This window comes from Nocardiopsis gilva YIM 90087 (assembly GCF_002263495.1).
GTDB classification, from domain to species: Bacteria; Actinomycetota; Actinomycetes; order Streptosporangiales; family Streptosporangiaceae; genus Nocardiopsis_C; species Nocardiopsis_C gilva.
The window spans coordinates 1,924,820-1,936,618 of record NZ_CP022753.1; the positions used below are offsets into that span (position 1 = coordinate 1,924,820).

12 protein-coding genes are annotated in these 11,799 nt (G+C 69.9%); 6 read left to right on the top strand and 6 right to left on the bottom strand.

The annotated features are described in order from the left end of the window. Positions 1 to 30: 30 nt before the first annotated feature. The 3 genes from CDO52_RS09055 to CDO52_RS09065 form a co-directional block, all read right to left on the bottom strand. The gene (locus tag CDO52_RS09055) at positions 31 to 225 is read right to left on the bottom strand and encodes a DUF1918 domain-containing protein (protein ID WP_017617482.1); all 195 of its coding nucleotides are present in this window, start codon (positions 223 to 225) and stop codon (positions 31 to 33) included. Positions 226 to 443: 218 nt separating this feature from the next. Continuing rightward, positions 444 to 1,067, bottom strand: a complete 624-nt coding sequence (locus tag CDO52_RS09060) for a phospholipase (protein ID WP_017617483.1) — start codon at positions 1,065 to 1,067, stop codon at positions 444 to 446. Between the two features lie 151 nt (positions 1,068 to 1,218). Further along, a complete protein-coding gene (locus CDO52_RS09065; RefSeq protein WP_017617484.1) occupies positions 1,219 to 1,686 on the bottom strand; it encodes a hypothetical protein in 468 nt (155 codons plus the stop codon). A gap of 265 nt (positions 1,687 to 1,951) precedes the next feature. Between CDO52_RS09065 and CDO52_RS09070 the strand changes: the two genes are divergently transcribed. From CDO52_RS09070 to CDO52_RS09090, 5 genes are all read left to right on the top strand, one after another. Beyond that, entirely contained in the window at positions 1,952 to 3,625 is a 1,674-nt protein-coding gene (locus tag CDO52_RS09070) for an ABC transporter substrate-binding protein (RefSeq protein ID WP_026125556.1), read from the top strand. 126 nt (positions 3,626 to 3,751) lie between these two features. Continuing rightward, positions 3,752 to 4,756 carry an ABC transporter permease gene (locus tag CDO52_RS09075; protein WP_094932314.1) on the top strand — a complete coding sequence of 335 codons (1,005 nt, stop codon included), beginning with the start codon at positions 3,752 to 3,754 and terminating at the stop codon, positions 4,754 to 4,756. After that, positions 4,756 to 5,712 (top strand): ABC transporter permease, encoded by a 957-nt coding sequence (locus tag CDO52_RS09080; RefSeq protein ID WP_017617487.1) that lies wholly within the window; start codon positions 4,756 to 4,758, stop codon positions 5,710 to 5,712. Before CDO52_RS09075 ends, CDO52_RS09080 begins: the two co-directional genes overlap by 1 nt. Before the next feature lie 5 nt (positions 5,713 to 5,717). Then, the gene (locus CDO52_RS09085; protein ID WP_017617488.1) at positions 5,718 to 6,794 is read left to right on the top strand and encodes an ABC transporter ATP-binding protein; all 1,077 of its coding nucleotides are present in this window, start codon (positions 5,718 to 5,720) and stop codon (positions 6,792 to 6,794) included. After that, a complete protein-coding gene (locus CDO52_RS09090; RefSeq protein ID WP_094932315.1) occupies positions 6,791 to 7,855 on the top strand; it encodes an ABC transporter ATP-binding protein in 1,065 nt (354 codons plus the stop codon). The genes CDO52_RS09085 and CDO52_RS09090 overlap by 4 nt, the downstream gene beginning before the upstream one ends. Positions 7,856 to 7,904: 49 nt before the next feature. On the opposite strand, the gene CDO52_RS09095 is transcribed toward CDO52_RS09090, so the two are convergent. Then, on the bottom strand, positions 7,905 to 8,324 hold the full coding sequence (locus CDO52_RS09095; protein WP_017617489.1) for a spore germination protein GerW family protein: 420 nt from the start codon (positions 8,322 to 8,324) through the stop codon (positions 7,905 to 7,907). Positions 8,325 to 8,607: 283 nt separating this feature from the next. On the opposite strand from CDO52_RS09095, the gene CDO52_RS09100 reads away from it, so the two are divergent. Further along, positions 8,608 to 9,990: a hypothetical protein gene (locus CDO52_RS09100; RefSeq protein ID WP_017617490.1), complete on the top strand. Its 1,383-nt coding sequence runs from the start codon at positions 8,608 to 8,610 to the stop codon at positions 9,988 to 9,990. 7 nt (positions 9,991 to 9,997) lie between these two features. Here the strand turns inward: CDO52_RS09100 and CDO52_RS09105 are convergent, their stop codons facing one another. Together CDO52_RS09105 and dhaL are read right to left on the bottom strand one after the other, a co-directional pair. Then, positions 9,998 to 11,023, bottom strand: a complete 1,026-nt coding sequence (locus CDO52_RS09105) for a threonine aldolase family protein (protein ID WP_017617491.1) — start codon at positions 11,021 to 11,023, stop codon at positions 9,998 to 10,000. Between the two features lie 119 nt (positions 11,024 to 11,142). Continuing rightward, positions 11,143 to 11,787, bottom strand: a complete 645-nt coding sequence (gene dhaL, locus CDO52_RS09110) for a dihydroxyacetone kinase subunit DhaL (RefSeq protein ID WP_017617492.1) — start codon at positions 11,785 to 11,787, stop codon at positions 11,143 to 11,145. Between the last annotated feature and the right edge of the window lie 12 nt (positions 11,788 to 11,799).

An 11,799-nucleotide genomic window follows, 5' to 3' on the forward strand; every position in this document is an offset into this window, starting at 1 on the left:
GCGTCACCGGGCCGGTGCCGTAGCGGAGGGTCAGTCCACGGGCTTGCGCTGCTCCACGATGCAGTCGGGCCCGGGGAAGATCAGGGATTCGTGGCCGTCGTCGAAGCGGACGCGGTAGGGGGGTTCCCCCTCGGCACCACGGACTTCGACGATCTCCCCGACATGCTCCTTCATACCGACAACACGACCCTTGATATGGACTCGGTCGCCGACGGTTGCGTGCATTGGGATCTCCCGGATAGCGGTCTCGAACTTCCGCGGTGGCGGCACGGGATGTCCCACGCGCCACACAGGTGGGGACCTACCCAGCCGCTACGACGCCTGAACGTAGCCGCCCGGACACGCGACGGCGCCCGGCCGGAGCCGGGCGCCTGGACCCTGGAGCCTCGGGGGACACCGCCCGCGGGCCCCTCTCCCCGGGCGGTGGGGTACGGGGCGCCGGGTCAGCTCACCGGGAAGTCCTGGGCGATCTCGACCCGGTGGTCCTCCTCGAAGTCCTCGACGATCCGGTCGGCCTCGGCCTGGGTGTCGGCCTGCTCCAGGTCGTCGGCCGCCTCGACGAGGTTCTCCACCTTCTCCGCGGCGTTGCCGCGCACCAGGGCCTCGGCGGTGGTGGCGCCCGAGCCGCCGAACTCGCGCACGGCGTTGTAGTAGATGTCGGCGACGCCCCGGCACAGCCAGTCGCCGTCGCAGATGCCGTAGAGGTCGTCGCGGAAGTTGTTGTCGATCTTCAGCCGGTTGGGCTCGGTGAACCGGGACTGCTTCTTGTAGTTCCGGTAGCCGAAGTCGTGGCGCTTGCACCCGGGGTCGAAGTTGTACCCGACGGGGTTGTCCGGGGACCAGCTGCAAGAGTCGGAGCTCCAGTCGAGCTGGCCCGCGTACGGGGCGCTGTCACGGATGGTGATGAACCGGCTGAGGCTGACGCCGAAGAGGTACTCGTCGGTGACCCGACGCAGTTCGTCGGGCGTCAGGTCGGCGTGCGCTGTTCCGCCCATGCCGAAGGAGAGCAGGACAGCGGAGGCGACGGCGATCGAGGAGCGGGCCGCACGCCGGGCAAAGGGACGCATGTGGGGGATTCCCTTCCGTCGTTCGAAGAACAGACAACCATTGAGTAATAAGGGAGATCCCCGGCGCAACGGAAGGGCTTACCGGCGAAGGGATAGTGACGGTTCAGTAATCTTTCGGCAACCCTGGTACACCCCTCGCGGCACCCCCGCCTCAGCCGGGCGAAACCTCGCTGGTCAGTTCCCAGGCGATGGTGTCGGCGAGGTCCTCGGTCAGCTCCGCGTCGCCCAGACGGCGGGCCAGCCGCGCGGCGTCGAACACCACGTGGAACCCGAGCGCGCGGGCCTCGCCCGCGCTCATCAGCGCGTACTCCTGCCACAGCGTCGGGTCCACGGCGATCACGTGCATGTCCTCGTTCTGCGGGACGGCGCCGGGCTCATGGGCCTCGTAGAGCTCGCGGATGTCGTCGGCCTCCACGGCGGGGACGTCGCGCTCGGTGAGGTAGACCTCCTCCAACACGGCGGCCTGCCCGATGGACAGGGCACCGGGGTCGTAGCCGAAGTCCGCGGCCAAGACATCGAGCCGTTTCGCGATCACGCCGATCTGACGGTCGACCGCCTCCGCGCTCGCCGGACCGTAACTCGCGGCCCTGACGCGCGCCGCCAGCTCTTGGATGTCCACTGCTGTCGCTCCCTAGCTTCCGAGGGGGTGTACTTCCGGTGGTGAGTGCAGGCTTCTGCCCTCACCATGCTCCCATTCGTCAGGGGTCGCACGCGCCACAATGACGATATCGGAATTCCGCTCATCGATAAACGGACAGTTCGGGGAAGCGCGGAACGGACACGGTTGCATTGATGATGCGTTACATATTCCCGATCTCTGGTTCGGGCGATTAGGGTTCGTCCCAACGACCGCAGTGCCACCAGCCCCCTTAGTGAGGTGGACAGTGTTCAAACCGGAGTCGGCCAGATCACTCTCGATCACTGCAATTGCGATGATCATGGCATTGATCGCCACAGGTTGTGCGGAAAGTACCCGAGAGGGCGGTGGCGGTGATCCCAATGAGAGCCAGCCCCTGGTGTTCGCCGGGGCCGGGGATCCGCGTTCGGTTGACCCCGTCCTGGCCAACGACGGCGAGACGTTCCGCGTCACCCGGCAGATCTACGACACCCTGCTCACCCACGAACCCGGCGGCACCAAGATCGTCGGCGGCCTGGCGGAGTCCTGGGAGCAGTCCGACGACGGCACGGAGTGGACCTTCAAACTGCGCGACGGTGTGAAATTCCACGATGGCGAAGCCCTCGACGCAGAGGCGGTATGCGCCAATTTCAACCGCTGGTACAACTTCACCGGCAACTACCAGAACAGCAACCAGACCTACTACTGGCAGAAAACTTTCGGGGGATTCGCCGAGAACGAGGACAAAGACACTCCCGAGGCCAACTTCTCCTCGTGTAGCGCGCCCGAGGAACTGACCGCCGTGATCAAGGTGGAGGAGCCCTCGGCCAATTATCCGGGCGCGTTCAGTCTCGCCTCGTTCGGGATCATGAGCCCGAAGGTCATCGAGAAGGTCACCGATGAGAAGGTCACCGGCGATCCCGGCTCGCCCGTGCTCCCCGACTACAGCCAGGAGGCCGGGACGGTCGCGGGCACCGGGCCCTACCGGCTCGTCGACTGGGACCACGACGCCCAGGAGGTCACGCTCGAACGGTTCGACGACTACTGGGGCGAGAAGGCCAAGGTCAAGACCCTGATCGTCAAGACGATCTCCGAGGAGGCCGCCCGCAAGCAGGCCCTGGAGGCCGGTGACATCCACGGGTACGACCTCGTGGCCCCGGCCGATGTGGAGCCGCTCAAGCAGGCCGGATTCCGGGTCCCCGTCCGCGACGTGTTCAACATCCTCTACCTCGCCTACCAGCAGGAGACCAGCGAGGAGCTGGCCGACCGGAAGGTGCGCCAGGCCATCGCGCACGCCGTCGACCGGCAGCGGATCGTCGACACCATCCTCCCCGAAGGCGGCAAGGTCGCCAGGCAGTTCATCCCGGAGACCGTCGAGGGCTGGTCGCCGGACGTCACCACCTACGACTTCGACCCGGAGAAGGCCAAGTCACTGCTCAAGGAGGCCGGGCAGGCCGACCTCGAAATCGACATGTGCTTCCCCACGGAGGTCACCCGGCCCTACATGCCCGCACCGCAGGACATCTTCGACATCATCAAGGCCGACCTCGAAGCCGTCGGCATCACCGTCACGGCCAACTCGATGCCCTGGGGCGACTACATCCCCTACACCGACAGCGGCGGCTGCAGCCTCTACCTGCTCGGCTGGACCGGTGACTTCAACGAGGCCTTCAACTTCCTCGGCACCTGGTTCGACGGCTACGACAGCGGGTGGGGGTTCCGCAACGATGAGCTGTTCGCCCTGATGGACGAGGTGTCCTCCGTACCCGACCAGGAGCGGCGCACCAAGCTGTACCAGGAGGTCAACCGGGAGATCATGGACTACCTCCCGGGGCTGCCGATCTCCCACTCGCCGCCGTCGATCGCGTTCGCGCCGAACGTCAACCCGCCGGCCGTCAGCCCGCTCACCCAGGAGAACTTCTCCGAGGCCTCCTTCAAGTAGCAACCCCGGCCCTTCCGTTGATCTCGGCGATATCGACCGAATGGTCGCCAATATTCGGTCGATATCCCCGAGATCAACGGAGGAGGGGTAGCCAGCCCAAGGACGACGGAAGGAGGCGGCCCCCAGGTGCTGCGCTTCATCGTCAGGCGGACACTGCAGCTGGTCCCGACCCTCGTCGGCCTCTCGGTGCTGCTGTTCTTCTGGCTCCGCCAACTGCCCGGCGGCCCCGAATACGCGCTGCTCGGCGAGGACGCCACCCCCGAACAGCGGGCGGCGCTGCGCCGAGCGCTGGGCCTCGACGATCCGCTGATCGTCCAGTACTGGCGGTTCGTCACCCGCCTCGCCGAGGGCGACCTCGGCACCTCCCTGCAGACCGGCCGCCCGGTCCTCGACGAGTTCGCCCTACGGTTCCCGGCGACCGCCGAACTCGCCATCTCCGCCATCGTCATCGCCGTCGGCATCGGTATCCCCCTCGGCTACCTCGCCGCGCGCCGCCGCGGCGGCGTCCTGGACTCCGCCGTCGTCGGCGGCTCCCTCATCGGGATCTGCACCCCGGTGTTCTTCCTGGCCTTCGTGCTCAAGGTGATCTTCGCCGAGCACCTCGGCTGGTTCCCCTCCGCATTCCGGCAGACCCCCGGATTCAGCGCGACCCGCATCACCGGCTTCTTCGTCCTCGACGGGCTGATGACCCGTGAATGGGACTCCGCCTGGGACGCGATCACCCACCTGGCGCTGCCGGGTCTCGCCCTGTCCAGCATCCCGCTGGCCGTCATCGTGCGGATGACCCGGGCCAGCGTGCTGGAGGTCCTCGCCGAGGACTACGTGCGGACCGCCGAGGCCAAGGGGCTGCACCGCCACGTGGTGCGCACCCGACACGTGCTGCGCAACGCCATGCTGCCGGTGACGACCGCGATCGGTCTGCAAACCGGAGCCCTGTTCGCCGGGGCGGTGCTCACCGAGAGCGTCTTCGCCTTCGGCGGCATCGGATCGTTCGTCTACGCCTCCACCCAGACGCGCGACTACCCGGCGTTACTCGGCTTCATCCTGATCATCGCCTGCATGTACGTGCTGATCAATCTGCTGGTGGACATCTCCTACAGCCTCCTCGACCCGAGAGTGCGGGTGAGCTGATGTCGACAAAGGCCGAGAGGGTCGACCGGCTCGCCGAGCTCACCGCGGCCCGCGCCGAGGAAGGGCACGGACACGGCGTCTGGCGCGAGGCCTTCGACCGGCTGCGCCGCAACCCCATGGCCATCGCCGGTGCCGCCACCGTCCTGGTCTTCATCTTCGTCGCGGTGTTCGGCCAGTGGCTCGCCCCCTACAGCCCCGTCGCCCAGAACTGGGGCGACGAAGTCTTCCCCAACCGGAACGTGTTCGTCGGGCCGCGCGCCGAAAACTGGCTCGGCCTGGACAACCTCGGCCGCGACCAGTTCTCCCGCATGGTCGTCGGGGCTCGCCAGACCCTCCTGGTCGGGGTGGTCGCCACCCTGCTCGGCTTCACCGTCGGCGCGCTCCTCGGCGGCTCGGCCGGTGCCGCGCACGCCCTCGGCCGACAGTGGGGGCAGCGGCTGGACGCGGTGCTGATGCGGCTCACCGACATGATGCTGGCCGTGCCCGCGCTGCTGCTGGCCGTCAGCGTGGCGGCGCTGCTCGGGCAGAGCCTGGCGACGGTGATGATCGCGGTCGGTGTCGCGCAGATCCCCATCTTCGCCCGGCTGCTGCGCGGCGCCATGATCGCCCAGGCCGGACGCGACTACGTGCTGGCCGCCCGCGCGCTGGGCGTGCGCACGCGCCGCATCGCCCTGGTCCACATCCTGCCCAACTCGCTGGGGCCGGTGCTGGTCCAGGGGACGCTGACGCTGGCCACCGCGATCATCGACGCCGCCGCGCTGTCGTACCTGGGACTGGGCAACCCGGACCCGTCGGTCCCCGAGTGGGGCACCATGCTCGCCGACGCCCAGCGGTTCCTGGGCGGCGCACCACAGCTCGCGGTGTACCCGGCGCTGGCCATCATCGTCACCGCCCTGGGCTTCACCCTGCTCGGCGAGGCGATGCGGGAATCCCTCGACCCCCGACTGAGGAAGTGACGCCGATGCCCCTGCTCACCGTGGACGATCTGTCGGTCACCTTCTCCGGCCGCGGACGGCGCGACGTACGGGCGGTGGACCAGGTGTCGTTCACCCTTGACGAGGGACAGGTCGTCGGGCTGGTCGGGGAGTCCGGGTGCGGCAAAAGCGTCACCTCCCTCGCCTTGATGGGGCTGCTGCCGCGGCAGGGCGTCACCGTCGCGGGCCGTGCCCTGTTCGACGCGGGCGGCGCGCCCGACGACCGGTCCGCCCAGGGCACGGTCGACCTGCTCGCGCTGGACCCCGAGCGGATGCGCGACCTGCGCGGTGCCCAGCTGGCCATGGTCTTCCAGGACCCGCTGTCGTCGCTCAACCCGGTGGTGCCCATCGGCCTGCAGGTCACCGAGATCCTCACCCGCCACCGGGGGCTGCGCCGCGCCGCCGCCCGCACCGAGGCCGCCGAGCTGCTGCAGCGCGTGGGCATCCCCGACCCCGCCCGGCGGCTCCGGGAGTACCCGCACGAACTGTCGGGAGGCATGCGGCAGCGCGCGCTGATCGCCATGGCGGTCGCCTGCCGCCCCCGGTTGATGATCGCCGACGAGCCCACCACCGCCCTCGACGTCACCATCCAGGCGCAGATCCTGGAGCTGCTCAAGGACCTGGTTCACCAGGAGGGGACCGCCCTGCTGATGATCACCCACGACCTGGGCGTGGTGGCCGGGCTGTGCGACGAGATCAATGTGCTCTACGCGGGAAAGGTGGTGGAGGGCGCGGCGCGGCGGCGCCTGTTCGCCGAGCCGACCCACCCCTACACCGTCGGCCTGCTGGGCTCGATCCCGCGGTTGAACGCGCCGCGGGAGGAACCCCTGACGCCGATTCGGGGGTCGGTGAACGACGACATCGCCTGGGCCGACGGCTGCGCGTTCGCGCCCCGCTGCGACTCCTACACCGCCGAGTGCTTGGGCGGGCCGCCGGAGCTGCGTGGGGGCGACAAGGGGCACCGGTACCGCTGCGTCCACCCGGTCACCCACGGCCGGGACGCGGCCCGGGGGAGGCACCGGGCGTTCGGCGACGCCCCCACGAGGGAAGGAGAGCCCCGATGAGCCCGACCGGGCGGGAGACCGCGGACGGTACGGACCTGCTGGAGATCGCCGGACTCAAGGTGCACTTCCCGATCCGCAGCGGCGTCCTCGTCGACCGGACGGTCGGGTACGTGTACGCGGTCGACGGCGTGTCGCTGGCGATCCGGCGCGGGAGTACCTACGGCCTGGTGGGCGAGTCGGGCTGCGGGAAGACCACGCTGGGCCGCGCGGTGCTGCGGCTGGTCGACATCACCGACGGGCGGGTGTGGCTGGACAACGTCGACCTGGCGCACATGCCCGCCGAGAAGATGCGGCGTACGCGCCGCAGGGCGCAGATGGTCTTCCAGGACCCGCTGGGCAGCCTCAACCCACGGCAGAACGTCGAGTCGATCCTGCTGGAAGGGTTGATCGCGCACGATATCGGGGGGGGTAGGGAGGGACGGCGGGCCACGGTCATCGAGGCGCTGGAGGCCGTGGGGCTGTCGAGCGCCGTCCTGTCGCGCTACCCACACGAGTTCTCCGGCGGACAGCGCCAGCGCATCGGCATCGCCCGCGCGCTGGTGCTCGAACCCGACCTGGTCATCTGCGACGAGCCGGTGTCCGCGCTCGACGTGTCGATCCAGGCCCAGGTGCTGAACCTGCTGGAGGAGCTGCAACGGGCGCGCGGACTGACCTACCTGATCATCGCGCACGACCTGGCGGTGGTGCGGCACGTGAGCGACACGGTGGGCGTCATGTACCTGGGCGCCCTGGTCGAAGAGGCCGCCAGCGACACCCTCTACGCCACGCCGATGCACCCTTACACCCGTGCGCTGATGTCGGCGGTGCCCGTACCCGACCCGGACATGGAGGACGCCCGGGAACGCGTACTGCTGCCGGGGGACCTGCCCTCCCCGGCCGATCCACCGTCGGGATGCCGGTTCCACACCCGCTGCCCGTGGCGGCAGGAGGAGCGGTGCTCCACCGAGCGCCCGGCGCTGCGGACCGTGGCCGAGGGGCACAGGGTGGCCTGCCACTACGCGGAGGAGATCGCGGCGGGGGAGATCCAGCCCAGGACCGGCCGACACGCCAGCCGGGCCTGACGTGCGTTGAGCAGTCCACACCCGGCGTTCCGCCGACGAGCGGCGAAGCTCAGGCCGCGGAGCGCCGAAGAATGGTCCGGAGGGTCAGCACGGCGGTCGCACCCGCGATGGCGGCCAGCGGGACGATGAGGGAACTCGCCGGGCGGCCGATCGACTTGAACGCCGCTGCACCGTCCTTGACCTCGATGTAGCCCACGGGTCCGGCCGTACCGAGTCCACCGGTCGTACCGCCCTCGGCGCCACGCTCCCGGTTCCGCCCATTTCCGGCCCCGGCGCCGCCGCCGACCCCGAACCGGATCCGGGCGACCGGGATGACCGTCACCCCGTCACACTCGATCGGGTCACCGAAGACGGCGGACACCGACGCCGTGCCACCCAGTCGCGCGTTCACCCGGTCCAGCCACGCGATCGCTGGAGCGGCCCCTCGCTGCCCCGCCCCGCCGTTAACAGGTGCATCGAGCTCGTTCACGGCAGTCTCCTTCTGCAGGGGTGGTCGACCAGCGCGAGGCAGCCCGGTGAGCGGTCCGTGCCCCGGTGCTCAGCCCGCGTCCGCCCATCGTCCCATTTGGGAAGGCCCAGCGATGCCGCCGCCTTCCGCTCGGCCTCCCCCGACACGCACCCCTCCCGTGGGTTGCGTTCGTCCTGGACAACCACACGACCGCGACGTGCGTCCACACTGGTGATCTCCGGGCCCTACGCAATACATCCCCCATATCCCCCATTCGGTCCGGAGAAGAACAAAGGTGGTGCCCATGCCCGGGATCCCCGCGATCCTTCGACCGGCCGCCGCGACCGGTGTGCTCGCCCTCTCGGCGTTCGTTGGGGCAGCAGCCCCGGCCACCGCCGATACCTGCGTCCCTCCTACAGCGGACGGCAGCGTGCCCGAGCTGTCCCACGAGGAACTGCTCGCAGCCCTCGACTGCCCGGGGGACCTGTCGGACACGCTGGCGGAGGCCACTCGTGGCCCGGATCCCGTCTACGTGCATCCGTACCTGACCGCGCTCTACCCGGATCTCACCCCTGAGCAAGTCGGGGCGTCGTTCGACGGCCAGTTCCAGATCGCCGTCATCCCCTCCGATGTCGCGTCCGCCCCCGAGCTCGCCGAGCGGATGCGGCAGCAGCTCAGCGACCACGGGCTGGCCCTCGTGTTCGAATGGCGCGGAAACCACCGTTTCTCCCTCGGCATCGCCGCCGGGGCCGCGAGAAGCCACAGCTGGCAGTCGCGTCGGCATGTGGTCAACGACGAGGTCGAGGTCGGACAGATCACCCCGACACTCAAGACGCTGGCGCTGCCCTTCGAGAAGGCGCTCGACACGGCGGGCAAGCAGCTGCGACACCAGCACGTCTACTTCGGCCACGCCTCCGAGGAGACGTGGCCCCACACCCCCGACTACTTCGTGCACGCCAACGAGAGCCTCACCGACCTCGAAGCGCCCGTCCGCGTGGCATTCCTCCCGGAGGCCGCCGTCACCTACGTCACGCGCGACACCCCGGGCAAGGCGCTCGGCGACGCCGCCGCGATGGTCCGCGCGGCGGGCAAGATCGACGAGCCCGTCGTCGTGTACCTGGTCAACGCGCGGGGCGAGGTAACCGGAGCCTCCACGAGCGGCGCGATCCCCACCCTGATCCCGGGTACCGGCGAGGCCGAGCTGGCGCAGCGGGCCGTGTTCGCCGCCGACCACAACCCCTACTCCACACTGCAGTCCCTGGTCGCACGCCTCGGCGGGCCATCGGACATGCGCGGTTCGCAGCCGGTAACCACTCCCGCCAAGCAATGGAAGGTGTTCGGCGGGATCGCCGCCGGGTTGCTGGCCCTACTCGTCGGCTACTCGTTCCTGCTGCGGCGGGTCCGCCCGCGCGGGCGCCCAGCGGTCGCTCGGCAGGACGCGGCGGCACTCAACACACGGCGTGCGGCGGCGCAGGCGGCAGTCACCAGCCTCGGCGAACTCATCGCCGCCACCCCGGTGCCGGACACGGCCGAGGAGAACCACGAACTCCGCGCGATCCTCGCCGACTACCCGAAGCTCCGTGAATCAGTTGACCATGCCGCAACCACGGAACAGATCGCCGACGCGCTCGCCGCCGTGGCCGAAGCACAGTCCGCCGTGACGCGTCTGGCTACCGGCCGCCCCTGAGCCGTGATCACTCGACTGCGCCACCCCGCGCCGCGACAGCCGCACCGATCCGCGCGATCGCGGCATCGATGTCGGCGTCACCGATCTCGAGGTGGACCACCAAGCGGATGAGATCGGGGCCGATCGCCACGCACCCGACACCCTGCTCGGCGAAGGCCGCCGCGTAGTCGTGAGCCTCGCTTGGGGCGGTTTCCACCAGGACCATGTTGGTCCGGGCCTCGGCGGCCAGGCCCGTCGTCGAGGTGATGCCCTTGGCCAGGCGTGCCGCCCGGCTGTGGTCATCGGCCAGACGCTCGACGTTGTTGCGGAGCGCGTACAGCGCGCCCGCCGCGATGATCCCGGCCTGGCGCATCCCGCCGCCGAGTAGCTTGCGGGCGCGGCGGGCCCGCTGGATCGTGTCGGCATCGCCCGCCACCGCCGAACCGACGGGGGCACCCAGCCCCTTGGAGAAGCAGGTGGAGACCGTGTCGAAGCCTTCGGTCACCTCGGCGGGGGCGACACCCAGCGCCGCCGCAGCGTTCCACAGCCGCGCGCCGTCGAGGTGGGTACGCATGCCGTGGGAGTGGGCGAAGGCGGTGACCCGCCGCTGTTCGGACAGCGGGATGACCACGCCGGTGAAGGTGTTCTCCAGGCAGAGCAGGGCGGGGCGGGCGCGGTGCACGTCGTCGATCCCGGCGCTCCAGCGTTCGAGCAGCGCGGTGTCGGGAACCGCGTCGGGCGAGTCGAACGTTCGGGGCAGGACCCGCGCCAGGACCGAGCTGGCCCCCTGCTCGTTGCCGAGCAAGTGGCTGGTGGCGTGTGCCCAGATCTCCTCACCGCTGCGTGCCGAGACGTACACCGCGATCTGGTTGGCCATGTGGCCGGAGGGGACGTAGAGCGCCTGCTCCTTGCCGAGCAGTCGCGCGGTCTCCTCTTCGAGCGCGCGGATCGTGGGGTCTTCGCCGAAGACGTCGTCGCCGACCTCAGCCTCCGCCATGGCCCGTCGCATTTCGGGGGTGGGCTTGGTGACCGTATCCGAACGAAGGTCGATCATCGTGGGCTGTCCTTCCGGCGGCTCGGGTCCACTGCGTCGGCGGCATCACCCTAATGAGCGCAAGCCCGTGCCCGAGTCGTGGGGGCGTCCGAGCCGCTCCCGCGCTCGCCCCGCGCTTCTCACCCCTCGGCCCGCGTGCCCAGGACACCGGCGAGGGCTTCGAAGACCAGGGCGGTGGATGTCGCGCCGGGGTCCTGATGCCCGATGCTGCGCTCACCCAGGTACGACGCGCGCCCCTTGCGGGCGAGGAGGGGGATCGTCGCCTGCGCGCCCTCCTCGGCGGCGGTCGCGGCCGCGCGCGCCGCACCGAGGAGGTCTCCGCCGTCGCCCAGGGCCGCCGTGAACGCGTCCATCGCCGGGGCGTAGGCGTCGATGATCGTCTTGTCGCCGGTCTGGGCGCCGCCGAGTTTCTGTACGGCTTCCATCCCGTCGCGCAGAGCCTCGGCCAGGTCGTCCGCTGTCGCGGTGGTGCCGGTGAGGCGTTTTCCGGCCGCGCGGAAGATCGCGCCGTAGAGCGGTCCCGAGGCGCCGCCCACCGTGGAGATGAGGGTCCGGCCGGTCAGCACGAGCAGCTCACCCACGGTTGCGGGCTCCGTCCCGGCGAGCTTCTCGATGACGCCGGCGAAGCCACGCCGCATGTTGGTCCCGTGGTCGCCGTCGCCGATGGCCGCGTCCAGAGCGGAGAGCCGCTCCGCGTTGTCGTTCATGCTCGCGGCCGTCGCCTGGAGCCACGCGCGGGTGATCTCGATGTCCAAGGTGCTCATCGCCGTTCCTCG